Source organism: Streptomyces sp. AV19, assembly GCF_015999245.1.
Lineage (GTDB): Bacteria > Actinomycetota > Actinomycetes > Streptomycetales > Streptomycetaceae > Streptomyces.
On the sequence record NZ_JAEAMR010000022.1, the window covers coordinates 404622 to 431013 of the forward strand.

A 26392-nucleotide genomic window follows, 5' to 3' on the forward strand; every position below is an offset into this window, starting at 1 on the left:
ACCCCGTCGGTTTCACGCGCCTGGCAGGGCGCCTTCGGTCCGGACGCACCGGACGCGGCGAATGGTTCGGCGGCGCCGATGCGACGTACGAGCCACAGGCTGCCGGGGGCGGCTGGGGCGATACGGCGCTGGCGCGCCAAGGCAGGGCTGCGTGGCGCGAGCCTCTGACGGGACGGGCATGCCCGGAGCGGGTGCCGCTGTCGCGGCTGTTGCATCGGTTTCCGGTGGCGTTGCTGGTGCGGGAGTGACTGCCGGTCAGTCGCTGCGCAGTTCCGCGACGAGCGCCTTCCAGGCGGGCTCTGGGACAGTGACGGCCCGGAGGGCGGGAGCCTTGGAGTCGCGTATGCCGACATAGCTGGAAAACAGAGCTATCTCGACGCAGTTGGTCCCATCACCACCGCTATACGAGGACTTAAACCAGGATGCTTTGTTCATCACCGTGTCTGCTCTCTTGCTAGCCGTTCCAGAAACCTCGGCGTCTCGCCGGGATTCAACGCGCTTGCACACATGGAGTCGAACCTCCGGGTGTGCTTCCAGATCTCCGACTGTTTGTCGACCAAGGTCACCGACTTCGCGTCGTCGATCTCCACAACCGATGGCAGTGGGGACTCGAAGTCCATCAGGACAAAGTTGTTGGTCGCCCGGTAGGCAGGGGTAGCCCAGGGCAGGACCTGGACTGTCACATTGTCCAGTCCGGCCAACTCCGCGATCAACACATACTGCTCGCGCATGAGCTCAGCGTCTCCGAGGACCTGCCGAAGAGCACCTTCGCTCATGATGATCCTCAGCTCCACTGGATCCTCGGACCTGGTGATCAGCTCCTTGCGCTCCATGCGAAGCTGGAGGTGGTACTCCATGAACTCAGTTGTGGTTTCTTCAACGGGCTTCGCAGCCTCGAACAACGCGCGCGCATAGCGTTCGGACTGCAACAGCCCGTACACGACGTTTGGTTGCCATCCCCTCAACCGTCGAGCGTCCCGCTCAAGCCCGATGAACATTTCCATCCCCGAGGGCATGACGTTCCGGTACGGGATCCACCAGTCGCGGCTCAGCGACTCGCGCTGAATTTTGAGCAGGAACTCGACGTCCTCCTCATCCTCGATCCCGTACCGCTCGCACAGGCTCCGCAGATCCGACAGCTTGTCCAGACTGGTCATGCCGCGCTCGACGCGCCACAGCTTCGTATCGCTAAAAGCGAGCCCGTCTACCGCCTGCACCAAGGACATCCCGGCCCGCTCCCGTAGCCGCCTCAGCTCCTTGCCGAGCTGAACGCGCCGGATCGTCGGCCCCTTCTTCGCTGCCACCCGTGTGCCCTCCCGTGCCCGGTCCAGCAGCGCCCTCGTCCCACTCGACAGCACCGATGACCTGCTCAGGAGCGTTCATGCCCGCTGCCAGATACCCGGTGCCCACCGGCCGGAAACCCGTGCCCTGCATGGCGAATATGCCATTTCGACGAATGTTTCGTCGCGGCTTGCACGCCAACTCTCGCACGCACCAATCTGGTTGAGCAGCCGAATCAACAACCTCCGGTAGCGACCCAAACCCCGCGCAACCCGAAAGGCGCCCCCATGCCCTCACCCCGCATCCGTGCGCTGGCCCTCATCCTCAACGGCGACGGCAAGGCGCTGCTCGTCTCGCCGTACCGCAAGGGCGCCGCCCCGGGCGCCGGCCGGAACTTCCAGTTGCCCGGCGGCACGGCATGGGAGGACGAACCGGCCTGGGAGGCCATGGTCCGCGAGGGCAAGCGGGCGACGGGCCTGGCCCTGACGCCCGTCCGCCTCGTGCTGACCGACTTCACGCCGCGCGACCAACACACCTACGCGCCACCGGCGATCGACTTCGTCTACCAGACGCTGACCGTCCCGGATGACGCCACGGTCCGTCTCCCGCACCCGGACAGCAGGTACGTCCCCGAACTCGCCGCATACAAGTGGCTCGCACAGCACGATCTGCACACCCACTGCACCACGTACCAGGCACACCGGATCACCGCGGCCCTCTACGCCGCCCGCACCGGCGGCTGCGCCGAACTCCACGCGGGACGCCCGGCATACGCCCACGCCGCTTGAGGCGAACACCCAGCCCTTTCGCGGGGGCCGACCGCCGCCCGGTGGGGCGGCATGGTACTCGGCCGACTTCCCGTCTCGTCTCGGGCCCTTCGGGCCTAAAGAAGCGGGCTACGACAAAGGAGGGGGCTGGGCCGGTGCGCGCTGTCGAGTGCGGCCACGGCCGAAGCACGGTCGCCGGCAAGGGACTTGGCAACGGGCGCGTTCCCCCACTCGGCCGCGCCCCGGGCAGGAGAAACGATTTGCGGGCGATTTGGGTGGCTGGACGCCCGCCTCCACGCCCAAACTGCCCGCAAAACGTTTCTCCTACCTCGGGCGTGGCCACACCACCACCGCACCACCCATCAGCCCCACCCCTCCCCGAGCCGCACCCAACGAACCGGCCCGGCCCTCCCCCTCCCGTAGCCCGCCATCTTTGGGCCCGAAGGGCCCGAGACGAGACGGGAAGCCAACCGAGCACCATGCCGCCTCACCCATCCCCTCACCCCAAGAACGACCGCCCGCACAGCTCCAGCCTGCACCGGGGCTGCATTCCCAGCAAGGCGATGCTGCACGCGGCGGAGCTCGTGGACGGCATCGCGGAGGCCCGCGAGCGCTGGGGCGTGAAGGCCACGCTCGATTCCGTCGACTGGTCCGCGCTCACCGCGACGCGGGACGACATCGTCTCCCGCAACCACCGCGGCGTGGAGAGCCATCTGACGCAGGCCGGGGTACGCGTGGTGCGCGGCTCCGCCTCGCTCACCGGCGCCCGTACGGTCCGGATCGACTCCAGCGGGCGATGGCGGGCCCGGCGCGGGATCGTGCTGGCCACCGGTTCGCGACCGCGCGCCCTGCCCGGCCTGGAGCCCGACGGCGTGCACGTGGTCACCAGCGACGACGCGCTGTTCGCGCCCGGCCTCCCGGCCCCGGTCCTCGTCCTGGGCGGCGGTGCGATCAGCGTCGAGTACGCCTCGCTGCACCGGTCGATGGGGGCCGAGGTGCCCCTCGTCGAGGCGGCCGACCGGCTGCTGCCGCTGGAGGACGCAGACGTGAGCCGGCACCTCACGCGCGGGCTGAAGAAGCACGGCATCGACGTGCGGACCGGCGCGCGACTGGAGGACGCGGCCCGTACGAAGGCGGCGTGCGGGCCACGATCCACACCCCGCGCGGGATGCTCTCGAACTGGACGTGGAGCGGCTGCTGGTGGCCGTCGGCCGGGTGCCCGTCACGGACGGGCTGGGCCTGGCGGCCGCGGGCCTGGCCACGGACGCGCGCGGCCACGTCACCCCGGCCGACTGGGACTGCCTGGAGACGTCTGCCCCCGGCATCCATGTCGTGGGCGACCTGCTGCCGCCGCCCTCGCTGGGCCTGGCCCACGCCTCGTTCGCCAAGGGCCTGGTTGGTCGCCGAGACGCTGCGGGACGCGCGCTCCGTCCAGTGGACTACACAGCCGTACCGCGAGTGACGTACTCCAGCCCGCAGACGGCCTCCGTCGGCCTCACCGAGGCCGAGGCCATCGCCCATGGTCACGAAGTGACAGTCAACTCCATGCCACTGACCGGCATCGCCAAGGGCATGGTCCACGGCCAAGGGGGCACGGTGAAGGTGGTGGCCGAGAAGGGCGGCGGCCGGATCCTGGGCGTGCACCTCGTCGGCCCGCACGTCTCGGAGATGATCGCCGAGAGCCAGCCGGTCGTGGGCTGGGACGCGGAGGCGGCGGACGTCGCCCGGCACGTCCACCCGCACCCGACGCCCTCGGAAGCGGTCGGCGAGGTCATGCTGTCCCTCGCGGGGCGGGGGCTGCACCAGGTCTGAGGAGGCGCCGGTGCGGTACGAGGTGTGGGCGCCGTCCGCGTCCCGGGTGACCCTGCACGCGGACGGCCGCGCGTACCCCATGCGACGCGAGGATGGCGGCCGTTGGCACCGCGCCGCCCCGGGCACCGACGGCACCCGCTACGGCTTCGCCCTCGACGACGGCCCCGTCCGCCCCGACCCGCGCGCCCGCCGCCTCCCCGACGGCCCGGACGGCCTCGCGGCCGTCGTGGACCCCACTCGCTTCGTCTGGCGACACGACTGGTCGGGCCGCCCGCTCCCCGGGGCGATCCTCTACGAACTGCACATCGGCACCTTCACCCACGAGGGCACCTTCGACGCGGCCGTCGAACACCTGCCGCACCTGGCCGAGTTGGGCGTGACCCACATAGAACTGATGCCCGTCTGCCCCTTCCCCGGCACCCACGGCTGGGGCTACGACGGGGTGGCCCCCTGGGCCGTCCACGAACCCTACGGCGGCCCGGCCGGCCTGGTCCGCTTCGTGGACGCGGCCCACGCCCACGGCCTGGGCGTCGTCCTGGACGTCGTCCACAACCACCTGGGCCCCTCGGGCAACCACCTGCCCGCCTTCGGCCCGTACTTCACCGACCGCCACCACACCCCGTGGGGTGCCGCGATCGACCTCGAAGCCCCCGAAGTCCGGCGGTACTTCATCGACAGCGCACTGGCCTGGCTGCGCGACTACCGCCTGGACGGCCTGCGCCTGGACGCGATCCACGCCCTGACCCCCCGGGCCGCCTTCCTCACCGAACTCTCCGCATCGGTGGACGAGTTGTCGACAGCCCTCCACCGCCCCCTCTTCCTCATAGCCGAGTCCGACCTCAACGACCCGCTCACGACCACCCCCCGCGCCGCCGGCGGCCACGGCCTCCACGCCCAGTGGAACGACGACTTCCACCACGCCCTGCACACCGCCCTCACCGGCGAATCCCAGGGCTACTACGCCGACTTCGCCGCCGACCCCGCCCGCGCCCTCACCAAGACCCTGCGCGCCGGCTTCTTCCACGACGGCACGCACTCCTCGTTCCGGGGCCGCCGCCACGGCCACCCTCTGACCCCGGAGGCCACCCCCGCGTACCGCCTCCTGGCCTACACCCAGACCCACGACCAGATCGGCAACCGCGCCCTCGGCGACCGCCTCTCCGCCCACCTCTCCCCCGGCCTCCTCGCCTGCGCCGCCGCCCTCACCCTCTGCTCACCCTTCACCCCCATGCTCTTCATGGGCGAGGAATGGGGCGCCCGCACGCCCTGGCAGTACTTCACCGACCACCAGGACCCGGCACTGGCGGAGGCCGTACGCGCGGGCCGCCGCCGCGAGTTCGCCGCCCACGGCTGGCCGGAGTCCACGATCCCGGACCCCCAGTCCCCGGAAACCCGCCTCCGCTCCTGCCTCGACCGGACGGAACTCTCCCGCCCGCCGCACGCCGAACTCCTCGCCTGGTACCGCCACTTGATCGCCCTCCGCCGGACGGAGCGGGCCCTCACATCCCCCGACTGGATCGATGACCTCACCGTGAGCCCGGACCTCTGCGTCACCTACCGACGCGGCCCCCTTTTGATCACCGCCAACCTGGGCCGGGGCCCGGCGGAGATCCACGCGCCCGGCGACACGGAGGTCCTGGCCGCCTGGCGGCCCCTCGGCCTGCCGGACGCCCGGGGGACGCTCCGGTTGCCGGGGGAATGCGCAGCGGTACTGCGCCACTCGAAGCAGTACGGGTGATACCCGTGGCCAGAAGCTGACCCGCGGTGCATCGCGTGCCGTCCCATGTACGACGCGGACGGAAAGGGGCGCTACCGTGGCCTGCTCCACGGTCAGCAATCGCACATCGCAAGACAGGTGATCACTATGGGTGGTTCGCCCCTGATGGCGTGGCTGCGGAGCCTCGGCGCCGAGCGGCTCTCCGCGATCCTCGCCGCCCGTCCCGACTCCGCCCGCGCGCCCGAGCCGCGCACCATCGGCGAGCTCGCCGACCGGCTGCAGCGCACGAGCTCGGCCGTCCATGCCCTGTACCGACTGCCGCTGCCCGCCCTGCAGGCGGCACAGGCGCTCGTCACCCTTCCCCGGCCCGCCCCGCGCAAGGCTCTTGAGGAGCTGCTCGGTGCGGAGCGCCCGGACGACCTCGCCCCCGCGCTCGACGCGCTCGCCGAACAAGCCCTGGCGTGGCCGGACGCGGACGGGGCACTGCACACAGCGGCGGCGCTCCGCGGCATGTGGGAGGCCCCGCTCGGGCTCGGGCCCGAAGTGCGGCAGTTGCTGACGTCCATGTCCTCCGAGGAACTGCGGAAGATCGCGCACGCCCTGGGGCTCAAGCCCGGGGCGAGGAAACAGGAGCGCCTCGACGCGGTGGTGGAGCACCACAGCGATCCGGACCGGATCCTGGCGCTGATCGACTCCGCACCGCCCCGCGTACGCGCCCTGCTCGAAGAGGAGCCCGAGGACGTCGTCGACGCGTCGGACTGGGCCCTCACCGAACGCTGGCTGACGGAGCGGGCGTTGCTGGTGCGGTCGTACGGCTCCGTCTGCGTGCCAGCCGAGGCCACCCGCGCCCTGCGCGGCCCCGGCTGGCACGCCCCGTTCGACCCGGAACCGCCCCTGCCGGCCCTTCTCGCGCTCACAGCCGCCGAGGTGGAACGTGAGGCGGCCGCCGCCGCGACCGCGTTCGCGGGGCGGGCCGCCACCGTGCTCGCCGAGTGCGCGGAACGTCCTCCCGCCGCGCTCAAGTCCGGCGGGATCGGAGCTCGCGAGCTGGCCCGTATCGGCAAGGCGGCGGGGTGCGAGGCGACCGTCGTCCGGCTGGTGCTGGAGTGCTCGTACGCGACCGGGCTGCTCGCCTACGAGGGCAGCTCCCTCCTGATCACCGAGGACTACGACGAGTGGGCCGCGGCGGAGCCGTCCCACCGCTTCACGGTCCTCCTCCGGACGTGGTGGCGGCTGGGCCACACCCCGTCCGGTTCCCGTGACGCGGAGGGCAAGGCGCTGCCGGCGGTGACCCGGACCCCGCCGCGCCCGGGCTGCCTCGCCGCCCGGCAGGCCCTGCTGAGCGCCGCCGCGAGCCTGCCGACGGGCCATGGCGCGGGCGATCCGGCCGAACTGGGCCCGCTGGTGCCCTGGTTCCGCCCCTTCGCCGGCGAACTCCCGGAGGACAGCACGCCGTTCGCCACCCTGATCCGGGAGGCCGGAACACTGGGCGTGCTCGCCCGGGGAGCCCTCACCCCGCTGGGGGCGGCCCTGCTGTCCGAGGACCCGGCCGCGCTGCGCGCGCATGCCGGGCGGCTGCTGCCGGAGGCGGTCGGTACGGCCCGGTTCGGCGCGGATCTCACCGCCGTGGTCACGGGTACGCCCACCGCTCGCCTCGCGGCGCTCCTCGATCGCGTCGCCGACCGGGAGGCGCACTCGGCCGCCTCGGTCTGGCGGTTCGGTCCCGCGTCGCTCCGTCGCGCGCTGGACCACGGGGACACGGCGGAGCGGATCGAGGCCGGACTGCGCGAGGTGGCGGACGGGCCGCTGCCCCAGCCGCTGAGCTACCTGATCAAGGACACGGCCCGTGGCCACGGCCGCGTCCGCCTGGCCCCGGCGGCCTGTGTGATCCACGGCGAGGACACCGCGCTGCTCGCCGAGATCGCCGTCCACCGCAAGCTGTCCGGCCTGGGCCTGCGACGGCTCGCACCGACCGTCCTCCTCTGCCGCACCGCCCTGCCGGCGGCACTGGCCGCCCTGCGGGCAGAAGGCTACGCGCCGGTGGCCGAGACGGACGACGGGGCCATCGGCGTCGAACGGGCCGAGCCCCCGCGCGCGGCGGCCGGGCACCTCCCCCGGCCCCGTCGCGCCCCGGATCCCGCGACGTTCCCCGGGCTGGCGGCCCGCCTGCTGGCCGCTCCCGACCGGGGACCCGTCCCGGACCCGGAGAACGGTGTCCCGTTCGACAGCGATACCGAGGAGATCCTGGCCGGGTACACGACGGCGCTGACGCTCACCGACATCCGGCAGCTCGCCCACGCCATCCACGAGGACGAGCCGCTGACCATCGAGTACGTGGCGGCGTCCGGCGAACGGACCGTCCGGACCATCAGCGGCCTCGGCCTCGGCTTCGACGTCGGCTTCGACCCGCCCTACCTCACCGCGTACTGCCATCTCCGGGAGGACGACCGGGTGTTCGCCCTCTCCCGCATCCAGGCCGTTCAACCGGCCTGACAGGCGTCAGTCCTCCCCCGACTCCAGCCGCAGCGCGATCGAGTTGATGCAGTACCGCTGGTCCGTTGGGGTCGGGTAGCCCTCGCCCTCGAAGACGTGGCCCAGGTGGGAGCCGCAGCGGGCGCAGCGGGCCTCGGTGCGGACCATGCCGTGCGAGGTGTCCTGGAGCAGTTCGACCGCCGTGGAGTCCTTGGGATCGTAGAAGCTGGGCCAGCCGCAGTGGCTCTCGAACTTCTCGGTGGAGCGGAAGAGTTCGGCGCCGCAGGCGCGGCAGGAGTAGACGCCGGCCGTCCTGGTGTCGGTGTACTCACCGCGGAAGGCGGGCTCCGTGCCGGCCCGGCGGAGCACCTCGTACTCCGCCGGTGTCAGCTCGGCGCGCCACTGCTCGTCCGTCTTCTCGACCTCGTACGCCATGGCGTGTCCCCTCTCAGCTCTCCAGGGCGGCGAGGATCCTCGGGCCGAGGTCCGTGACGTCGCCGGCGCCCATGGTGAGAACGAGGTCGCCGGGGCGGGCCATTCCCGCGATCACCTCGGGGGCGGCGGCCATGGCGTGCTCGGCGCGGACGTCGGCGCCCGCGGCCCGTGCCGCCTCGATGATCAGGTCGCTGGTGATGCCGGGGACCGGGTCCTCGCGGGCCGGGTAGATGTCGAGAACGACGGAGGAGTCGGCGAGGGCCAGGGCCTGGCCCATCTCCTTGCCCAGTTCCTGGGTGCGGCTGAAGAGGTGCGGCTGGAAGACGACCAGGATGCGGGAGTCGTCGCCGGCGGCGCCACGGATGGCCTCCAGGTCGGCGGTCATCTCGGTGGGGTGGTGGGCGTAGGAGTCGATGACCTGGACGCCGGCGGCCTCGCCCTTGAGCTGGAGGCGGCGGCCGACGCCGGTGAACGAGCCGAGGGCGCCGGCGAGTTCGTCCGCGGGGACGCCGAGGGCGGTGCCGGCCGCGAGGGCGGCGACGGCGTTGTGCGCGTAGTGGCGGCCGGGGACGGAGACGGTGAAGGTGATCGTCCGGCCGTCGAGGACGACGGTGACCTCGCTGGTGAGGCCGCGGGGGACGATCTTCAGGATGCGGACGTCGGCGTCCTCGCCCTCGCCGTAGGTGACGACGTTCAGCCCGTCGCGGCCCGCGACGCGGCCGGTCAGCTCGCGGGCGCCGGCCTGGTCGGCGGCGATCACCAGCGTGCCGCCGGGGCGGACGCGGCCGACGAAGGTCTCGAAGGAGTCGTGGATCTCCGCCATGGAGGCGTAGTTGGCGTGGTGGTCCAGCTCCACGTTGAGGATGATCGCGACCTCGGGCGCGTACTTGTGGAAGCTGCGGTCGCTTTCGTCGGCCTCGGCGACGAAGATCTCGCCGTTGCCGTGCCGGGCGTTGGTGCCGGGGCCGTCGAGGTCGCCGCCGATGGCGTAGGACGGGTCGAGGCCGAGGGTGTCCAGGGAGACGGCGAGCATCGAGGTGGTGGTCGTCTTGCCGTGGGTGCCGGCGACGGCGATCGGGCGCAGGCCATCCATCAGGCGGGCCAGGGCGTCCGAGCGGTGGACGACGGGGATGCCGCGCCCGGCGGCGGCCGCCAGCTCCGGGTTGTCGGGCCGGATGGCGCTGGAGACGACGACGCAGGTGGCGTCCTCGGCGAGGTGCGCGGCGGCGTGGCCGATGTGGACGGTGGCGCCGAGCGCGCGCAGGGCGGCGGCGGTCGCGGACTCCTTGGCGTCGCTGCCGGCGACCTGCGCGCCGCGCTGGGCGAGGATCTTGGCGATGCCCGACATGCCGGCGCCGCCGATGCCGATGAAGTGCGGGCGGTCCATCGTCGTGGGGACGGCCGGTGCCATGTGCGGTGCTCCCTGGGGGGTCGGTGCCGTGTAGCTACACCGGAATTCTGTCAGACGGGCCGGACTGGCCCGGAGCCTGGAGGAAACTCACCTGTCCGGATGGCGGCCGCCGGCCGGCCGTCCTTGACGGGGCGCCCCCGGCAGCGCCGGTCACTCCTCGACCTCTTCGTCCTCGTCGGCGTGGGCGTACAGCTTCAGCACCGGGACGCCCACCTTGTGGCGGGCGCGCGAGGCCCAGTCCCGGTGGAAGAACTCCTCCACGAGGTGGGGGGCGGTGAGCACGATCACCTCGTCGGCGTGCGTCTGGTCCACGACGGATCGCAGCAGGTCCAGCGGGTGGTCGTCGATGATCTGGCCGACCGCCTCGCAGCCCGCCGACCGCAGCCGGCGCAGCGAGTGCTCCAGCGCGAGGGCCGCGGGCCGCAGGGCCGCCTCGCCCTCGGGCTCGTCCGCCTCGTGGACGGCCTGTTCGATCTCGCCGAGAGCGACGTCGTCGATGGCGCGCAACAGCCGGTCCTCGGCGCCTCTGGGCTGCATGAGGACCACGAAGGACATGGTGTCGTCGTGCAGGCTCGTGACGAAGTCGACGTCCGTCGCGGACAGCGGCTGCTCGATCATCAATACGCTCGTGAACACGGTCGGCGCCCTTCTCTTCGTGGGCCCGGGCCCACACAGAAACCATCCTGCGCGTGCTCCTCGGGAGCCCGCTGTTTCGAACCCGTGCCCCCGGGGGAGCGTCCGACACAATTCTGCCCGTCGGACGAGAAGCGGAACAGCGAATTCCGCCGATTGTCAGACGCCGATTGATCAGACGCCGGCAGCCGGACGCCAGCAGTCAGACGCCGGCCGTCAGGCATCGGCCGTCAGACGTCCGCGTCCTTGCGGTAGCGGGTGAACAGAAACCCGTCCTCCTCCAGCACCGAGGCCAGCCCGAACCGCTCGGGGACCGCCAGCGCCGGGCCGCCCGCGATCCTCGGCGCCGCCCCGGCGGCGACCATCGGGGCGAGCGAGAGGCACAGCTCGTCCAGTACCCCGGCCGCCGCGAACTGCCCCAGCAGCCGCGGCCCGCCCTCGGTCAGCAGCCGCGTCATCCCGCGCGCCGCCAGCACCTCGGGTATCCGCGCCACGTCCACCGTCCTCCCCTCCCCGGCCACGACCACCTCGGCGCCCGCCGCGCGCGCCGCGTCCCGCCGCTCCGCCGGGGCGGCCTCGCCGGTCAGCACGAGGGTCGGCACCAGCGGCCCGGTGAACAGCGGGAGCGAGAAGTCCAGGTCGAGCCCGGCGCTCACCACCGCGATCACCGGCGCGGGCGGCTGGCCGAGCGCGGCCCGGCGCGCCGCGAACGCCTCGCGGGCGCGGGCGGGACGGTACCCCTCCTGCCGCACGGTCTCGGCCCCCACCACGACGGCGTCGGCGAGCGCGCGCAGCGTACCGAAGACACGCATGTCGGCGGAGGAGGACAGCGGCTGCGACCGGCCCTCGTGGTGGGCCGCGCCGTCGAGCGAGGACACCATGTTGGCCCGCAGCCAGGGGCGCCCGGCGGCGGTCGCGGCCGGGTAGGCGTAGGCGTCGGCCAGTTCGTCGAACCCCCACTCACGGTTCTCGAGGTCGGCGGGGGCGGTGGGCGAGGGGAACAGACGTCGCATGGGCCGCAGTGTGACATGCCTCGCTCCGTGCCCGCCGGTACCACCCTTTTCAGGGGCTACGCTGGACGGTTGTGTCGTCCTCCACCACAGCCCGTCCCATGGGTGAACCCGTCGCGCTCACCGAGCGCACCCCGCACGTCCCCGCCGAGCGCCTGGTCGCCGAGATGGTGCCGCCGCCGCGCTTCGACGGGGTGCGTTTCGACACGTACATCCCGGACCCGAACCAGCCCAGCCAGGCCGAGGCCGTCCGGGTCCTCGACTCCTTCGCCGCCGGGCTCGGCGGCGCCGCGGCGGGCGGCGGGCGGCGGCGCTGGTTCCGGCGCGAGGCGAAGCCGGCCGCGGCGGCCGGGCCGCGCGGCGTCTACCTGGACGGCGGCTACGGCGTAGGCAAGACCCACCTGCTGGCCTCCCTCTGGCACGCCACCCCGGCCGCCCCCGAGCAGAAGGCCTTCGGCACCTTCGTGGAGCTGACCAACCTGGTCGGCGCGCTGGGCTTCCAGCAGACCGTGCGCACGCTCGGGGAGCACAAGCTGCTGTGCATCGACGAGTTCGAGCTCGACGACCCCGGCGACACGGTGCTCGTCTCCACCCTGCTGGGCAAGCTGGTCGAGTCCGGCGTCGCGCTCGCCGCCACGTCCAACACGCTGCCGGGCAAGCTGGGCGAGGGCCGCTTCGCCGCGGCCGACTTCCTGCGGGAGATCCAGGGCCTGTCGGCCCACTTCCGCGCGCTGCGCATCGACGGCGAGGACTACCGCCACCGCGGTCTGCCGCAGGCTCCCGCCCCCTTCGGCGACGAGACCGTCAAGCGGGTCGCGCACGCGACGCCGGGGGCCTCGCTGGACGACTTCCCCGCTCTCCTCGACCATCTCTCCCGGGTGCACCCGAGCCGGTACGGCGCGCTGTGCGACGGCGTGCGCGCCGTCTGCCTGACCGGCGTCGAGCCGGTGCCTGACCAGTCGACGGCGCTGCGGCTGGTCGTGCTGGCGGACCGGCTGTACGACCGGGAGGTGCCGGTACTGGCGTCGGGGCGGCCGTTCGATCAGCTCTTCGGGGAGGAGATGCTGGCGGGGGGCTACCGGAAGAAGTACTTCCGGGCGATTTCGCGGCTCACGGCGTTGGCGCGCGACGCGAAGTCCTTGGCGGACGGCTGAGTCGGGGGTTTCGCCCCGGCCCCGCCCCCTCCCCCGTCTCCTCCGGGGCGGGGAACCGCCCTCCGGGCGGTGGGTGGGCTGCGCCCCGCCGGCAACCGCGCTCCGCGCGGTCGTCCTCAAGCGCCGGACGGGCTGGTTTCGGGGCTCCGCCCCGGTCCGCGCAAGCGGCTCCGCCACTTGTCCTCAAGCGCCGGACGGGCTGGATTTGCGCGCATCGCCCAGCCCGTCCGGCGCTTGAGGACAGCGCCCGAAGGGCGCTTCGGGGGGACGGAGCCCCGATCCAGCCCGTCCGGGGGTTGCCCCCTCCGGGGTTTGAGAACAGCGCCGGACGGACTGATTTCGGGGGCTGCGGGACGGAGCCCCGATCCAGCCCGTCCGGCGTTTGAGGACGACCGCGCGGAGCGCGGTTTCGGGGGTGCAGGGGGCGCAGCCCCCGCTCACCGCGCGGCTCGCGCGTCCCGGGGTCGCACAGGGGCGGAGCCCCTGGGGAAGAGGGTTGGGGCGGGACCGGGGCACCCCCCACCGCGATAGCGTTCCGCCGTGGCCCCGATACCCCGCAGCCGACGCCCCGTCACCGCACCCCCCGCAATCGCCCTCGCCCTCACCCTCGCCCTCCTCGGCGCCGCCGCCACCGCCTGCGGCGGGAGCAGCAGCGCCGAAGAAACGGAGCCCGCGAGCACGGGCACGAGCGCGGCGCCGAGCAGCAGGCCCACCGCGCCCAAACCCAAGGCGCAGAAGAAAACCCCCGTCTTCACGCACGGCAGCCGCACCCGCGGCAAACGCGTCGCGCTCACCTTCGACGCCGACATGACCGCCGACCAGGGACCCCGCGCCGCCCGCGGGGAGCGGTTCGACAATCCGGCGCTGATCGCCACCCTGCGCCGGCTCAAGGTGCCCGCGACCGTGTTCATGACCGGCAAGTGGGCGGACCAGTACCCGGGTCAGGCGAAGTCCATCGGCAAGGACCCGCTGTTCGAGGTCGCCAACCACTCGTACAGCCACCACGCGTTCGCGTCGCCCTGCTACGGCCTGCCGACGGTCCCCCGCGGCGGCGCCCGCGCGGACGTGGAGAAGGCGTTCGCCGCCTTCCGGAAGGCGGGGGTCGAGCATGTCGTCCCGTACTTCCGCTTCCCGGGCGGCTGTCACAGCCCCGCCGTGCTGAAGGAGATCGGCCCGACCAGGGTGACGGCCGTGCAGTGGGACGTGGTCAGCGGCGACGCGTTCGCCAAGAACCCGGGGCCGGTGGCGGCGGAGGTGCTGGACAAGGTCCGGCCGGGCTCGGTCGTCGTGATGCACTGCACCCGCAGCGCGGCGCCCGCCACGGAGGCGGCGGTGAAGAAGATCGTGCCCGAACTGCGGGCGAAGGGCTACGAGTTCGTGAAGGTCTCGGACCTGATCCAAAACCGCTGATCCAAAAACGCTGATCCAAAAACGCCGAGCGGCGTCAGCCGGAGCAGGCCGTCCGCTGCGCCTCCTGCCACTCGCACACCGGGCAGAGCGTGCTGCCCGGCCGGTCGGCGGGATGTTCGGTGGGCCTGCCGCAGTGCACGCAGTCGGCGCGGGGGGTCACGGAGTCGTCCATGACCCCATCATCTACCGCCGCGAACTGAGCGCGCACGCCACCGCCGTGGCCCCCGCCGCGAACACCGCCGCGACGGCGAGCGGCAGCAGCGGCCAGCCGACCGTACCGCTCCGCGAGCCGGTGACCAGCTCGGCCATGGCCGCGTGCGCGGGCGACCCGCCCGGGATCAGCACCAGCAGGACGGCGAGCACCGTGCCCGGCACCGCCCACGCGGCGCTGCGCAGCAGCGGCCGGTTGCACAGCGCGCCGACGGCCGTGCCCAGCAGCGCGCAGGTCAGCGCGGTCAGGAACCCGGACCCCGCGGCGGCGAACCGGTCCGCGCCGCGCGGATCACCGGTCAGGGTCACGACGGCGGTCCCGGCCGCGCCGAGCGCGCCGGAGGCGAGCAGCGCGGTCAGCACGCTCGCCAGGTGCACCCGCCACGGCCCCGCCGCCGCGGCCGCGCAGTCCCGGGCGGCGGACGGCTCGTGGGTGACGCACACCCGCACCAGCCAGGCGGACACCGGCAGCAGCACACCGGCGGCGAGCCCGAGGCCGCCCAGCACCGGCTCCCCGGGCCGCACGCCGACCGCAAGCAGGAAGACGTACAGGAGCAGCGGCGGCAGCCAGCGGTGCGAGCGCAGCAGCAGCGCGGCCTCGTAGCGCAGCAGGGGGGTCATCGACGGGGCTCCTCGGGGACGTCCGCGGCGGTCACCGAGCGGATGTGCCAGGACGGACGGGCGGTGAGCAGGGCGCGCAGCAGCGCGTCGGAGTCGGCGGCCGCGACGGTCAGCCGCACGACGCCGCCGAGGGGCTCGCGGACCGGGTCGCCCGGCAGGCGTTCCGGCAGCGTGGCGGGCCCCTCCGCCTCGATACGGACCCGGGGCTCGGCCGTCACCGCCGACAACAGCCGTCCGGCCGCCACCCGGTGGACCGCGTGGCAGTCCCCGGCCAGCCGGCGCGGGTCGTGGTCGACGAAGACGACGGACGCGCCGTCGGCGACGCGGTCGAGGACGGCGCGGTCGAGGACCTCCCGGGAGGCGCGGTCCAGCCCAGTCCACGCCTCGTCGAGGACGAGCAGCTCCGGCCGCCCGACCAGCCCCTGGGCCACGGCCACCTTCTGGCTCGTCCCCTTGGAGAGCCGGGACAGCGGAGTGCGGGCGTGCCCGGCGGCGCCGAAGCGCTCCAGCCACTCCAGGGCGGCCCGGGCGGCGTCCGGCCGGCGCAGTCCGTGGACGCGGCCGAGCCGGGTGAGGTAGTCGACGGCGGTGAGCGGCAGGGCCGCCGGGAAGCGCTCGGGGACGTACGCGGTGCGCGGCCGGCCGGTGATGCGGCCGGCGCTGGGGGCGTCGATGCCGGCCAGCAGCCGCAGCAGGGTGGACTTGCCCGAGCCGTTGGCGCCCTCGATCCTCAGCAGCGCCCCGCGCGGCACCCGCAGTCCGACGTCGCGCAGGATCCACGGCCCGCGCAGGCCGTAGCGACGGCCAACTCCCGTGAGTTCCACAGGATTCCCTCCCCTTGTCCCGGCGATCACCATAGCGGCCCCCGGGCACTCCGGGAGCGGCTGGCAGACTGGGGGCGTGAGCAGTGCCGAGACCGCCCCCGAGCCCCCGTCCGCCGACCCCCGCGACAGCGCGCCGCAGTTCGTGCTGCCCCTGGTGGTCCGGCTGGAGAAGACCGCGCCGCCCGCCCGCACGGACGCCCTGGAGACCGCGGCGCGCGCGGTGCTGGCCCTGCTGTCGGACGAGCGCGCCGCCGGGGACGGAGCGTGGGCGGCGGCCGTACGCGACTGGCAGGACGCCCGTATCCGCAAGGTGGTCCGCCGGGCCCGGGGCGCGGAGTGGCGCAAGGCGTCCGCGCTGCCGGGGATCACGGTGACGGGGGCGACCGCGGAGGTACGGGTCTTCCCGCCCGTCCCCCTGGACGGCTGGCCCAAGGAACTGATCAAGCTCCAGGTCTCCGGCACCGAGCTGGACGACCCGGCCGCCCCCGGGCCCCCGGCCCCCGGCCGGCCGGTGCTGTGGCTCAACCTGGACCTGGACATGTCGGCCGGCAAGGCCATGGCCCAGGCCGGGCACGGGGCCCAGCTCGCCTGGTGGGCGCTGGACGACGCGGAGCGCAAGGCGTGGCGGGAGGACGGTTTCGCCCTGTCCGTACGGACGGCCGACCGCGCCCGGTGGGCGGAGCTGACGTCGTCCGGGCTGCCGGTGGTGCGGGACGCCGGGTTCACGGAGATCGCGCCGGGTTCGTGCACGGTGGTCGCCGAGCACCCCGCGCTGTGACGGCGTCCCTTTGCACGTCCCTTTACACTCGTCTGACGGCATTCGACAGCGGAGGAATCGGACACATGCGCACGAGCACACGGCGCCGCGCGAACGGGGCGCTGGAGTGCGAGGTCCTCGCGGTGCTCCAGCGGGCCGGGGGCCCGCTGACCCCGCGCGAGGTGCAGGAGGAGCTGCCGGGGGCGCTCACGTACTGCACGGTGGTGACGATTCTGCGGCGGCTGCACGGGAAGCGGGTGCTGATCCGCGCCCGGCGCGGGCTGGCGTTCACGTACGCGGCGGTGTAGCGCGCCGATTCAGCCCGTCCGGCGTTTGAGGACTCCGCCCGAAGGGCGGACGGGGTCCGGGGTCTCCCCGGGAAACGGAGAAAGGGCGGGACAGGGGCAAACTCCACGCGCAGCGCCCCCCTACCTCCCCCGCAGCATCCGCCGCAACGCCACCCCCACCCCCACCACCGCGACCACCGCCGCCACATGCGCCCACCCCGGCGGCCCGGACACCGGCAACGACCGCCCAGGCCGCGCGGCGGCAGCCACGTACTGCGGCCCCGCCGCACCCTCAACAGCAGGTCGCGACGGAATCCGCGTCACCGCCCGCACCGCCCCGTCCCCCCGCAACAACACCCTCCGCCCATTCGCCCGCCGGAAGTCGAAAAGCCCCCGCAACGACCCCGCCCGCGCGTCGAACGACGAGCCGCCGATCCGCCCGAGACGCCAGTTGTCCTCGATGAACCGCAGCACCGACGCCGTCTCCGTCGGCGTGTGGTCCACCGCGTTGACCTTGCTCCAGGGCGAGACGACCAGCAGCGGCAGCCGCGGCCCGGGGCCGCACCGCCCCTGGTGCCCGCCGCCCGGCGCGGGCCCCGCCCGGCAGGCGGGGGCGTCCAGGCCGCCCACCCGCGACCCGTTGCGCGGCGGCGCGTACGCGTGGTCGTACCAGCCGTCGGAGTCGTCGTACGCGAGGACGACCGCCGTGTCCCGCCACTGCGGCGAGCTCTGGACGCGGTTGATCCAGGTGACGAGGAACCGCTGTTCGTCCAGCGGCCCGGAGTAGCCCGCGTGCCCGTCCTGCGCCGCGGGGGCCTTGAGGAAGCTGACCGCCGGCAGCCGCCCGGCGCGCAGGACGGCGTCGAAGTCGGCCAGGTCGTACTGGTGGTTGGCGCGTCCGCCGTGCCCGGTCTCGGCGATCGAGGCGGGCGGCAGGTGGTGCGGGTTGGCGGTCGAGGCGTAGTACTGGAACGGCTGGTGGTGCGGGATGTAGTCGATCGCCTCGGTGCCGCCGGAATTGGAACTCACGCGGCCGCAGCGGGCGTAGTGCCCCGCCCGCCCGTCCCAGGGGGTGCTGGGCCGGAAGCCGCCCTGGAACCAGCCCCAGCTCACCCCCTTCGCGTTGAGCAGGTCGCCGACGTTGCGGCCGCGGAGCGCGGCGAGCGGGCTGCGGCCCGTGTGCCCGTCGCCCGAGCAGTCGTCGTACGCGGGCTGGGGGTCGTTGACGAGCGTGCCCACGCCGCGCGTGTCGGGGGCGACGACGGCGAACGGGTCGGGCCGCCGGGTCTGCCGGGGATGCTCGGTGCCGGAGGCGGGGTCGGTGGAGACGACCCCGTGCGTCTGCCCGGAGACGAGGTTGACGGCGCCGGGGGTGGACGGGCCGTAAGTGGAGCCGAAGGAGCGGTCGTTGAGGGCGTAGTGCTGGGCGTAGTTCCACAGTGCGGTGACCGTGTTGCCGTCGTAGTGGTCCATGACCAGGCCGGGTTCGCCGTAGAGGCGGCCGGAGCAGCGGCCGGAGTCGGTGTGCTCGACGTACCGGTCGGCCGCGCCCGCGTGGGCGGCGAGCTGCTCGGCTCCGTAGAGGTGGTTCTGGTCGCAGGTCAGGGCCTGGGCGGGGCCGAGGCGCCGGGGCGGGTAGCGGTTGGGGTTGCGGGTGAGCAGTCCGGCGGTGCGCAGGTTGTCGATGTCCCGGGGGGTGCCGGGGGCGGGGGTGAAGCGGGTGCCGTCGGTGTTGGCGGCGTGCGGGTAGGTGGCGAAGTAGTGGTCGAAGGAGACGTTCTCGCCGAAGACGACGACCAGGTGCTTGACCGGTGTGGTCGTCGTGGTCGTCGCGGGGGGACCGGCGGCCGGGGCGGCGGCGCCGAGGAGGGCGGCGGCGGCCAGCGCTCCGGCGGCCGCCCGGCCGCACCTGGCGTTCACGGTCATGTCCGGGTCCGTCCTTCGTCCGTGAGGTCCGTCAGCGCGCGGCCGTACCAGTCCGCGCGGTCCCGCACGCCCGGCAGCACGAAGAACCAGCCGCCGCCGAACGGTGTCACGTAGTCGGTCAGCGGCTCGCCCGCCAGCCGGTGCTGCACGGCGGTGAACTGCCGTACGGGGTCCTGCTGGTAGCAGCAGAACAGCGTCCCCACGTCGAGGTCGCCGTTCGCGCGCGTCCCCAGGTCGTAGCTGTAGGAGCGGCGCAGCAGTCGCTGTCCGCGGGTGTGCGGGGTGCGCGGGTCGGCGGCGCGGATGTGGCTGTCCAGCGGGATCACCTCGCCCTCGGGGTCGTGGGCGTAGCGCGGCGCGTCGCCCTCGCGGGCGCCGTCGAGCGGGGCTCCGGTGTCGCGGGCGCGGCCGAGCAGCCGCTCCTGTTCGGAGAGCGGGACGCGGTCCCAGAACTCGACGTGCATCCGGATCAGCCGTACGACGAGGTACGTGCCGCCGGCCGCCCAGGCGGGCTCGTCCGGCCCGGCCCACACCAGGCGGTCCATCAGCCGGGCGTCGGCGGGATCCGGGTTGGCGGTGCCCTCCTTGAAGCCGAAGAGGTTGCGCGGGGGGCCGGTGGGGCGGGACGGGCCGGTGAAGCCGTTGAGCCGCCAGCGGATCTGGAGGGCGCCGCGGGTGTGCCGGGTGATGTCGCGCAGGGCGTGCAGCACGGTGTCCGGGCTGTCGGCGCAGAGCTGGACGGCGAGGTCGCCGTGGCACCAGGCGGGGTCGAGGTCGTCGTCGGGGAAGACCGGCATGGGCCGCAGCCGCCGGGGCGCGCGGCCGGCGAGCCCGTAGCGGCCGTCGAAGAGGGAGGCGCCGACGGCGACGGTGACGCGGACGGCGCCGTCCGCCGGGACGCGCGGGCCCAGCAGCCCGGAGTCGGCCGGCGGCGCGGCGGAACCGGTGGGCAGCGGGCTCCCGCCGGTGGCGAGGAAGCGGGCGCGGCCGGTCAACGCCCGGAGCGCGTCGGCGAGTTCGGCGCGACCGGTGGCGGTGGCGTCGAAGGCGGCGAACGCGGTGCAGCGGGCGGGCGGGGTGAGGACGGCCCGCTGGCGGGGGTCGTGGAAGGGCGGCGGTCCGGCGGGCTCCGGCCGGGCGGCGGCCGGGCCGGTCAGGGCGCAGGCCGCGCCGGCGGCGGCGGTGGCACGCAGGAAGCCGCGGCGGCGCACGGGGTTCACGCCGCGCTCCGTACGTCGCAGACGGCGGCGACGACGGCGAGCCGTTCGGCGAGGTCGCCGAAGCAGGCGTCGATCCGTTCCCGGTCGGCCCGGCCGAGCCGGGCGAGCGGGGTCCAACGGCCGCCCCTGCGCTGCCGGTCCAGCAGGCTCCGGGCGCGGCGGAACCGGTCGTCCAGGGCAGTGGTGGCGACGCCGCGGGCGCGCAGCGCGGGGCGCAGCGCGTCGAGGGCGCGGCGGGAGCCGTCGAGTTGGGCGCGGGCGGTGGCGAGCGAGGTGCCGCTGCCGTGGTCACCGCGGCCGGTGAGCTCCAGGCGGAGGGTGTCCTCCACGATCTCGTGCGCACGGCGCGCGAGTTCGGCCGGGTCCATGCGCGTCTCCGCCCAACTTCCGTGCAGGGCACGGACGTCGGAGGCCAGACGGTCGGCGGCGCGGCGCAGGGCGGGGCCGCGTTCGCCGTGCCACAGCCCGTACTCGACGCGGCGGAAGCCGGTGAAGCGGGGGTCGTGGATCCCCCCGGGCAGCCCGGCGGCCGTGCGGTCGACGGCCTCGCCGCGGTCGCCGAAGGCACCGTAGGCGGCGCCGAGTCGCTGGTAGCGCAGGTGGGCCGCGAGCCAGGCGGCGCGGGCGCGCCGGACGTCCCCGGTCCGCGCGGCCAGCGCGTCGGCCGCCCGGACGAGCCGGCCGAGCTCGCGCCCGACCCACCGCTGGTAGGCGAGGGCGGGCGCGATGAGCTCGCGGCGGGTGACGGGGATGACGGCGGGGCCGCGGGTGCCGTGCCCGCCGACGCGGACGGCGGGGCCGGCGACGGGGACGGCGTCGGCGGCCCGGCAGACGAACGAGTACGCACCGGGCCCCAGCCGGACGGTCAGCAGCCGGACCCCGCCGGGCCCGATCCCCTCCACCTCGCCGAGGACGGCCCCGGTGCGCGCGTCCTGCAGCCGGGCCTCGGCGGGGGCGGGGGTGGTGTTGCGCAGGGCGAAGGTCTGGATGCCGGGGCGGGGACGGGCCCAGCCGTGGCCGCAGGTGCTGGGGGACACGTCGATGGTGGGGGTGGCGGGGTGGTGACCGGTGCCGCGCGGCGGGGCGGGGGCGGCGCAGGCGCCGAGGAGGAGGGCGAGGGTGGCGGCCAGGAGGGTTGTACCCCAGCCCCTCCCCCAGAGGGGGCACCCCCATTTCACCGTTTCTCGCGCGCTCCGCGCGGGGCAACGCGGCTGCGTCGCGTTCGTCCTCAAGCGCCCGAAGGGCGCTTCGGGGTCCGGGGCGGAGCCCCGGAAGAAACGGTGAAATGGGGGTGCCCCCTCTGGGGGAGGGCCGGGGGCAAACTCCCACCCACCCGAACACCCGCACCCGCCCACCACACCCACCACCCGTCCCACACCAACCCGCGCCGACGAAGCGGCCATCGTAGGCAAGCGCCCCCGCCACCCCGTGCCCCCGCGCACGGCGGCACGCGGATTCACCCGTCCGCGACGAAGACGCTCAGCACCCCAGCCACACCCGCCGATTCCGCGCCACCGTATGCACCCGATCCACCCGCTCCGGCCGCAGCACCCCTCCCAGCGCGCCGAGCCCGGCAACCTGATGCTCCGTCACGACCCGTACATCACCATCGCCCGCATCGATCTCCGTCGCCCCCACCAACACCACCACCCCCCGCACCCGCACGGAAAACCCGCACCCCCGCGCGAGCGCCGGCGCACACCGAGCGGCGTTCTGCCGGACCCGGCGGACGACGGGGCGCGGATGGCGCTCCCCCGGCACCCGCACGCACTCGTCGTCCGCCCGGACGAGCCCCCGCCGCACCGGCTCGACGTGCACGCAGAACACCCCGCCGGGCCCGATCAGCAGGTGGGAGACGACCGCGTCGCCGGGCAGGGCGACCGAGTGGAGCACCTCCCAGCCGCCCGGCGTCAGCACTTCCAGGGCCGCCCCGACGAGTTGTTCGGCGGCCAGCGCCCGCCGCCAGGCGTCCTCCACAGGCCGGCGGCCGAGCAGCCGGGCGAACAGCAGGGACCAGCGTCCGGCCCGGGACGCGTCGAGTCCGGCGCGGAGCGTCTCGCCGGGGCGGTTGGGGGCGAGGTCGTCGTCGGGGTGGAGGAACAGCCGGTCCGGGTCGTAGCTCCTCCCGGCGGCTCCGCACTTGCCCCTCGCGCCCGTTCCCGTCCCCGTCTCCGGCCGCTCACGCACGCCCATCACCCCCTTCCGCCATCTTGCCGCAGTTGGGCGGCAACCAACCCGACCGAACATCTGTCGGGCGAACCGACGGGCCGCCGCCACCCCACCCCGCCCCGACCACCTCTTCGGGCCCTTCGCCGCCGACATCGCCGCCGGGTGCTTTACTTCACCGACTGCCGAATCAAATATCCCTTTTGTCGCAATTAGATATGAAGGGACACCCGTGCGCACTGCTGCCCTCTACGGAACCGTCGGCTCCCTCGTCCTCACCGGACTCACCGTGCTCACCCCCCTGCCGGCCGCCCGGAGCGCCGACGCCCTCCTCTCCCCGGACAGTCCCGCCGAGGCCCGCGGCGTGGTGCTGGCCGCCGAGCGGGCCGCCGCCCGGGGCATCGCCTTCGGCGCCTGCCCGGCCGCCGAGAACCTGCCCCGGACCGTGGAGTGCGGCACGGTCTCCGTCCCCATGGACTACGCCAAACCCAACGGCCGGCACATCGCCCTCACCGTCAGCCGCGGCCACGCCACCGGTCCGCGCGCCGCCCGCCAGGGCGCCCTCGTCTTCAATCCGGGCGGCCCCGGCGGCTCCGGCATGATCTTCCCGCTGCTCGCCGGCCTGCCCCAGTGGCAACGGCTCGCCGAGGCATACGACTTCGTCGGCTACGCGCCCCGCGGCGTCGCCCGTTCCGCCCCGCTGTCCTGCATGGACCCGGCCGCGTTCGCCCAGGCGCCGGGCGACGCGCCGGAGCAGCCCACCGCCGCGTACAAGAAGCAGCGGATCGCCAAGGCCAAGGCGTACGCGCAGGGTTGCCGCAACCGGACGGGCGCCGACCTCCAGTTCTTCACCAGCCGCAACAACGCCCGCGACCTCGACGTGCTCCGCGCGGCCCTGGGCGAGCAGCGGCTCAACTACCTCGGGGCGTCCTACGGGACGTACTTCGGCGCCGTGTACGCCACGCTCTTCCCCGGGCACGTGCGCCGGATGGTCTTCGACAGCGTGGTCAACCCGGACCCGCGGAAGGTCTGGTACCGCAACAACCTCGACCAGTCAGCCGCGTTCGAGCGGCGCTGGACCGACTGGCGGCGCTGGGCCGCCCGGCACGACGCCCTCTACCACCTCGGGCGCACCGAGAGCCGGGTCCTCGCCTCGTACCACAAGGCGATGGACCAGCTCCGGCGCCGGGCCGCGGGCGGCAAGGTCGGACCCGGCCAGCTCCAGGCCGCCCTCGTCCGGGCCGGCTACACCGACAGCGCGTGGGCGTCCGGGGCCCGGGCCCTCGCCGCGTACCTGCGCGGCGACGACGGCCCGCTGATCGCGCTCGCCGGCCCCGGCGCGGCCGGCGCCCCGGCGGCGGAGAACAGCAACGCCGTCTACACCGCCGTGGAGTGCAACGACGCGCATTGGCCGCGCAGTTGGCACCAGTGGGACCGGGACAACACCCGCCTCGCCCGCAAGGCGCCGTTCGAGACCTGGGCCAACGCCTTCATGAACCTGCCGTGCGCCTACTGGACGACGCCCCGGCAGCGGCCGCTGGACGTCCGGGTGGCCCGCAAGGCGCTGCCGCCCGTCCTGCTGCTGGCGGCCGAGCGGGACGCGGCGACGCCGTACGCGGGGGCGCTGGAGCTCCAGCGCCGGCTGCCGGGGGCGGCGCTGGTGACGGAGCGGGGTGCGGGGACGCACGGCATCGGGGGCGGCCCGAACGCGTGCGTCAACGGTCACTGGGAGAAGTACCTGCTGACCGGGGTGCTCCCGGCGCGCCGTACGACGTGCGCGGGGCGTCCGGAGCCGCGGGCGAGCTAGCGCCCCCTCAAATGCCGGACAGGCTGAACCAGCCCGTCCGGCGTTTGAGGACGAACGCGGCGCAGCCGCGTTGCACCCGCGCGAAGCGCGAAGAAACGGTGAAAGGGCGGGGCGGGGAGAGAAAACCCCGGCCCCGCCGGACGGCCCTACGCCAGCCCCGCCACCAGCTCCGCGACCGCCTTGCGGCGACCCGTGTAGAACGGCACCTCCTCGCGGACGTGCATCCGCGCCTCCGAGGCCCGCAGGTGGCGCATCAGGTCCACGATCCGGTACAGGTCGTTCGCCTCGAAGGCCAGGATCCACTCGTAGTCGCCCAGCGAGAACGAGGCGACCGTGTTGGCCCGGACGTCCGGGTAGCCGCGGGCCATCTTGCCGTGGTCGGCGAGCATGCGGCGGCGGTCCTCGTCGGGCAGCAGGTACCAGTCGTAGGAGCGCACGAAGGGGTACACGCTGACGTAGTCGCGCGGCGTCTCGTCCGCGAGGAACGCCGGGATGTGCGACTTGTTGAACTCCGCCGGGCGGTGCAGCGCCATGTTCGACCACACCGGCTCCAGGGCGCGCCCGAGCCGCGTGCGGCGGAAGCGGTTGTAGGCGTCCTGGAGCGCGTCCGAGGTCTCGGAGTGCCACCAGATCATCACGTCGGCGTCGGCCCGCAGCCCGGAGAGGTCGTAGGTGCCGCGCACCGTGACGTCCTTCTCGGCGAGCTGCGCGAAGAGCTCCTCGACCTCCTCCGCGAAGCCGGACCGGTCCTGCGGGAGCACGTCGCGCAGCTTGAACACCGACCAGAGGGTGTAGCGGATGACCTCGTTGAGGTCCTTGGCCTTCTTGCCGGCGTTCGGGATCTTCTGGGCGTCAGTCATGGTCCCTATTGTCCCCCCGCGGCGCCGGCGCCCTCGGGCAGGGTCGGCATGACCGGCAAGGCCGCGAGGAGCTCCTCGGCCGCCCGGCGCGCGCCGGCGACGCAGGACGGGATGCCGACGCCGTCGTAGGCGGCGCCGCAGACGCGCAGGCCGGGCAGGGCGGCGACGCGGGCGCGGACGCGGGCGACGCGGTCGAGGTGGCCGACCGGGTACTGCGGCAGGCCCCGGTCCCAGCGGGTGACGCGGCTCTCCAGCGGCGTCGCGGCCAGGCCCACCGCGGCGCGCAGGTCCTCCAGGGACAACCGCACCAACTCCTCGTCGGAGCGCAGCAGATCGGCCTCGTCGTCGTAGCGGCCGATGGAGGTGCGCAGGACGAAGACGTCCGGGTCCGCCTCGTCGATCCAGCCCCACTTGTTGCTGGCGAAGGTGGACGCCTTGATCCGCCGGCCGTCGCCCGGCGGCACGAGGAAGCCGCTGCCGCGGGGCAGCCCGGCGACGTCGGCACGGCGGAAGGCCAGGGTGACCAGGGCCATGGAGGCGTAGTCGATCTCCGCGAGCTCCCCGGCGGCGGCCCCGGCGACCCGGGCGAGCAGCCGCGCCGCGTCGTGCGCGGGCGTCGCGAGGACGACGGCGTCCGCGGTGGCGTACGCGCCGTCGAGGTCGAGCCGCCAGCCGTCGGGGGTCCGCTCCAGCTCCACGACCGGCGTGCCGGTGCGGATCTCGCCGCCGGCGGCGCGCACGGCGCGGGCGACGGCGGCCGGCAGGGTCCCGACGCCGCCGGCGAGGCCGGCGAAGACGGGCCCGCTCCGCGCGGGCGCGGCGGCGGTCAGGGCGCGGACGGCCTCGGTCAGCGAGCGGTGGGCGCGGGCGGCCTCGAAGAGCTTGGGGACGGCGGCGCGCATCGAGGTGCGGTAGGCGTCGCCGGCGTAGACGCCGCCGAGCAGCGGTTCCACCAGCCGGTCCACGACCTCGCGGCCCAGCCGTTCGGCCACGTACGCGCCGACGGCCACGTCGTCGCCGATCTCGGTGGGCGGCAGGTCGGCGTCGCGGGCGACGGCGGCCAGGCCCTCGGGCGAGAGCACCCCGGAGGCGGCGAGCGCGTCGAGGTCGCCGGGGACGCCCATCATCTGGCCCTTGGGCAGCGGGCGGAGACCGCCGCGGGTCCACACCCCGGCGGTGGCGGTGGCGGGCGGCTGGAGGCGGTCGCCCAGACCGACGGAACGGGCGAGGTCCACGGCCTCCGGCCGCCGCGCCAGCATCGACTCGGCGCCGAGGTCCACGGGCACGCCCGCGATCTCGCCCGCGAGGAGCTTGCCGCCCAGGCGGCCGGTGTCCTCGAAGACCGTGACGCGCGCCCCCCCCTCCAGCAGGCGCAGGGCGGCGGTCAGCCCCGAGATGCCGCCGCCGATCACGGCCACGTGGTGTGCGCGGTTCCGGTCCTCACTCATGGCCTCACTGTCTCAGACGCCTCCCGGCCGCCGGTCCGCGCCCCATTGACAGCGTTCCGCCGGGGTGCCGAGACTCGCGACCGAATGATCAGTCGGCACCGCCGGTCCGGCGCAGACCTCTCAGCAGACCCCGCAGCAGACCTTTCAGCAGGCATCACAGCAGG

23 protein-coding genes and 1 pseudogene are annotated in these 26392 nt (G+C 74.3%); 9 read left to right on the forward strand and 15 right to left on the reverse strand.

Annotated elements, in window-relative coordinates; translation table 11 throughout:
• Positions 1-255: 255 nt before the first annotated feature.
• The gene (locus I5Q34_RS29985; RefSeq protein WP_199895587.1) at positions 256-435 is read right to left on the reverse strand and encodes a DUF397 domain-containing protein; all 180 of its coding nucleotides are present in this window, start codon (positions 433-435) and stop codon (positions 256-258) included.
• Positions 435-1304, reverse strand: a complete 870-nt coding sequence (locus I5Q34_RS29990; protein WP_199895588.1) for a helix-turn-helix transcriptional regulator — start codon at positions 1302-1304, stop codon at positions 435-437. The genes I5Q34_RS29985 and I5Q34_RS29990 overlap by 1 nt, the downstream gene beginning before the upstream one ends.
• Before the next feature lie 264 nt (positions 1305-1568).
• Here I5Q34_RS29990 and I5Q34_RS29995 point away from each other — a divergent pair, with 264 nt between their 5' ends.
• The 4 genes and pseudogenes from I5Q34_RS29995 (at position 1569) to I5Q34_RS30010 (ending at position 8070) form a co-directional block, all read left to right on the forward strand.
• Positions 1569-2069 carry an NUDIX domain-containing protein gene (locus I5Q34_RS29995; protein ID WP_199895589.1) on the forward strand — a complete coding sequence of 167 codons (501 nt, stop codon included), beginning with the start codon at positions 1569-1571 and terminating at the stop codon, positions 2067-2069.
• A gap of 509 nt (positions 2070-2578) precedes the next feature.
• Positions 2579-3860, forward strand: a pseudogene (locus I5Q34_RS35630) (FAD-dependent oxidoreductase); the annotation flags it as partial.
• A 10-nt stretch (positions 3861-3870) separates the two neighbouring features.
• Positions 3871-5598: a malto-oligosyltrehalose trehalohydrolase gene (gene treZ, locus I5Q34_RS30005; protein ID WP_199895590.1), complete on the forward strand. Its 1728-nt coding sequence runs from the start codon at positions 3871-3873 to the stop codon at positions 5596-5598.
• Between the two features lie 126 nt (positions 5599-5724).
• A complete protein-coding gene (locus I5Q34_RS30010) occupies positions 5725-8070 on the forward strand; it encodes a helicase C-terminal domain-containing protein (protein WP_199895591.1) in 2346 nt (781 codons plus the stop codon).
• A gap of 6 nt (positions 8071-8076) precedes the next feature.
• Here I5Q34_RS30010 and msrB read toward each other — a convergent pair whose 3' ends face one another.
• From msrB to I5Q34_RS30030, 4 genes are all read right to left on the reverse strand, one after another.
• Entirely contained in the window at positions 8077-8484 is a 408-nt protein-coding gene (gene msrB, locus I5Q34_RS30015; RefSeq protein ID WP_199895592.1) for a peptide-methionine (R)-S-oxide reductase MsrB, read from the reverse strand.
• Between the two features lie 13 nt (positions 8485-8497).
• The gene (murC, locus tag I5Q34_RS30020) at positions 8498-9895 is read right to left on the reverse strand and encodes a UDP-N-acetylmuramate--L-alanine ligase (protein WP_199895593.1); all 1398 of its coding nucleotides are present in this window, start codon (positions 9893-9895) and stop codon (positions 8498-8500) included.
• A gap of 150 nt (positions 9896-10045) precedes the next feature.
• A complete protein-coding gene (locus I5Q34_RS30025; protein WP_199895594.1) occupies positions 10046-10531 on the reverse strand; it encodes an indole-3-glycerol phosphate synthase in 486 nt (161 codons plus the stop codon).
• 227 nt (positions 10532-10758) lie between these two features.
• Positions 10759-11541, reverse strand: a complete 783-nt coding sequence (locus I5Q34_RS30030; RefSeq protein WP_199895595.1) for a pyrimidine reductase family protein — start codon at positions 11539-11541, stop codon at positions 10759-10761.
• A gap of 98 nt (positions 11542-11639) precedes the next feature.
• Here I5Q34_RS30030 and zapE point away from each other — a divergent pair, with 98 nt between their 5' ends.
• Together zapE and I5Q34_RS30040 are read left to right on the forward strand one after the other, a co-directional pair.
• Positions 11640-12692 (forward strand): cell division protein ZapE, encoded by a 1053-nt coding sequence (gene zapE, locus I5Q34_RS30035; RefSeq protein WP_199895596.1) that lies wholly within the window; start codon positions 11640-11642, stop codon positions 12690-12692.
• A 549-nt stretch (positions 12693-13241) separates the two neighbouring features.
• The gene (locus tag I5Q34_RS30040; protein WP_277965679.1) at positions 13242-14102 is read left to right on the forward strand and encodes a polysaccharide deacetylase family protein; all 861 of its coding nucleotides are present in this window, start codon (positions 13242-13244) and stop codon (positions 14100-14102) included.
• A 34-nt stretch (positions 14103-14136) separates the two neighbouring features.
• On the opposite strand, the gene I5Q34_RS30045 is transcribed toward I5Q34_RS30040, so the two are convergent.
• From I5Q34_RS30045 to I5Q34_RS30055, 3 genes are read right to left on the reverse strand one after another with little or no spacing between them, the layout of a single operon-like run.
• Entirely contained in the window at positions 14137-14274 is a 138-nt protein-coding gene (locus tag I5Q34_RS30045; protein WP_199895597.1) for a hypothetical protein, read from the reverse strand.
• A gap of 11 nt (positions 14275-14285) precedes the next feature.
• Complete coding sequence (locus I5Q34_RS30050) at positions 14286-14933, reverse strand: ABC transporter (RefSeq protein ID WP_199895598.1); 648 nt, start codon at positions 14931-14933, stop codon at positions 14286-14288.
• Complete coding sequence (locus tag I5Q34_RS30055; RefSeq protein ID WP_277965585.1) at positions 14930-15757, reverse strand: ATP-binding cassette domain-containing protein; 828 nt, start codon at positions 15755-15757, stop codon at positions 14930-14932. The genes I5Q34_RS30050 and I5Q34_RS30055 overlap by 4 nt, the downstream gene beginning before the upstream one ends.
• Before the next feature lie 76 nt (positions 15758-15833).
• Here I5Q34_RS30055 and I5Q34_RS30060 point away from each other — a divergent pair, with 76 nt between their 5' ends.
• Complete coding sequence (locus tag I5Q34_RS30060; protein WP_199895600.1) at positions 15834-16535, forward strand: aminoacyl-tRNA hydrolase; 702 nt, start codon at positions 15834-15836, stop codon at positions 16533-16535.
• A 65-nt stretch (positions 16536-16600) separates the two neighbouring features.
• Positions 16601-16822 carry a BlaI/MecI/CopY family transcriptional regulator gene (locus tag I5Q34_RS30065; RefSeq protein ID WP_199895601.1) on the forward strand — a complete coding sequence of 74 codons (222 nt, stop codon included), beginning with the start codon at positions 16601-16603 and terminating at the stop codon, positions 16820-16822.
• Positions 16823-16942: 120 nt separating this feature from the next.
• On the opposite strand, the gene I5Q34_RS30070 is transcribed toward I5Q34_RS30065, so the two are convergent.
• The 4 genes from I5Q34_RS30070 to I5Q34_RS30085 all read right to left on the reverse strand — a co-directional run bounded on the left by I5Q34_RS30070 (position 16943) and on the right by I5Q34_RS30085 (position 22134).
• Positions 16943-18727 carry a phospholipase C gene (locus tag I5Q34_RS30070; protein ID WP_199895602.1) on the reverse strand — a complete coding sequence of 595 codons (1785 nt, stop codon included), beginning with the start codon at positions 18725-18727 and terminating at the stop codon, positions 16943-16945.
• Entirely contained in the window at positions 18724-19947 is a 1224-nt protein-coding gene (locus I5Q34_RS30075) for a Dyp-type peroxidase (RefSeq protein WP_199895603.1), read from the reverse strand. The genes I5Q34_RS30070 and I5Q34_RS30075 overlap by 4 nt, the downstream gene beginning before the upstream one ends.
• Entirely contained in the window at positions 19944-21125 is a 1182-nt protein-coding gene (locus tag I5Q34_RS30080) for an EfeM/EfeO family lipoprotein (RefSeq protein WP_277965586.1), read from the reverse strand. The genes I5Q34_RS30075 and I5Q34_RS30080 overlap by 4 nt, the downstream gene beginning before the upstream one ends.
• 301 nt (positions 21126-21426) lie before the next feature.
• A complete protein-coding gene (locus I5Q34_RS30085; protein ID WP_199895605.1) occupies positions 21427-22134 on the reverse strand; it encodes a nuclease-related domain-containing protein in 708 nt (235 codons plus the stop codon).
• A gap of 211 nt (positions 22135-22345) precedes the next feature.
• Between I5Q34_RS30085 and I5Q34_RS30090 the strand changes: the two genes are divergently transcribed.
• Positions 22346-23920 carry an alpha/beta hydrolase gene (locus I5Q34_RS30090; RefSeq protein ID WP_199895606.1) on the forward strand — a complete coding sequence of 525 codons (1575 nt, stop codon included), beginning with the start codon at positions 22346-22348 and terminating at the stop codon, positions 23918-23920.
• A gap of 146 nt (positions 23921-24066) precedes the next feature.
• Here I5Q34_RS30090 and hemQ read toward each other — a convergent pair whose 3' ends face one another.
• Both hemQ and hemG read right to left on the reverse strand, forming a co-directional pair.
• The gene (hemQ, locus tag I5Q34_RS30095) at positions 24067-24780 is read right to left on the reverse strand and encodes a hydrogen peroxide-dependent heme synthase (protein ID WP_199895607.1); all 714 of its coding nucleotides are present in this window, start codon (positions 24778-24780) and stop codon (positions 24067-24069) included.
• 5 nt (positions 24781-24785) lie between these two features.
• Positions 24786-26228: a protoporphyrinogen oxidase gene (hemG, locus tag I5Q34_RS30100; RefSeq protein ID WP_199895608.1), complete on the reverse strand. Its 1443-nt coding sequence runs from the start codon at positions 26226-26228 to the stop codon at positions 24786-24788.
• Positions 26229-26392: the final 164 nt, after the last annotated feature.

Coding starts and splice junctions, on each gene's coding strand:
- I5Q34_RS29985 (WP_199895587.1), bottom strand. CDS start 435: ATGAACAAAGCATCCTGGTTTAAGTCCTCGTATAGCGGTGGTGATGGG.
- I5Q34_RS29995 (WP_199895589.1), top strand. CDS start 1,569: ATGCCCTCACCCCGCATCCGTGCGCTGGCCCTCATCCTCAACGGCGAC.
- I5Q34_RS30010 (WP_199895591.1), top strand. CDS start 5,725: ATGGGTGGTTCGCCCCTGATGGCGTGGCTGCGGAGCCTCGGCGCCGAG.
- msrB (WP_199895592.1), bottom strand. CDS start 8,484: ATGGCGTACGAGGTCGAGAAGACGGACGAGCAGTGGCGCGCCGAGCTG.
- murC (WP_199895593.1), bottom strand. CDS start 9,895: ATGGCACCGGCCGTCCCCACGACGATGGACCGCCCGCACTTCATCGGC.
- I5Q34_RS30030 (WP_199895595.1), bottom strand. CDS start 11,541: ATGCGACGTCTGTTCCCCTCGCCCACCGCCCCCGCCGACCTCGAGAAC.
- zapE (WP_199895596.1), top strand. CDS start 11,640: ATGGGTGAACCCGTCGCGCTCACCGAGCGCACCCCGCACGTCCCCGCC.
- I5Q34_RS30045 (WP_199895597.1), bottom strand. CDS start 14,274: ATGGACGACTCCGTGACCCCCCGCGCCGACTGCGTGCACTGCGGCAGG.
- I5Q34_RS30050 (WP_199895598.1), bottom strand. CDS start 14,933: ATGACCCCCCTGCTGCGCTACGAGGCCGCGCTGCTGCTGCGCTCGCAC.
- I5Q34_RS30065 (WP_199895601.1), top strand. CDS start 16,601: ATGCGCACGAGCACACGGCGCCGCGCGAACGGGGCGCTGGAGTGCGAG.
- I5Q34_RS30070 (WP_199895602.1), bottom strand. CDS start 18,727: ATGACCGTGAACGCCAGGTGCGGCCGGGCGGCCGCCGGAGCGCTGGCC.
- hemQ (WP_199895607.1), bottom strand. CDS start 24,780: ATGACTGACGCCCAGAAGATCCCGAACGCCGGCAAGAAGGCCAAGGAC.
- hemG (WP_199895608.1), bottom strand. CDS start 26,228: ATGAGTGAGGACCGGAACCGCGCACACCACGTGGCCGTGATCGGCGGC.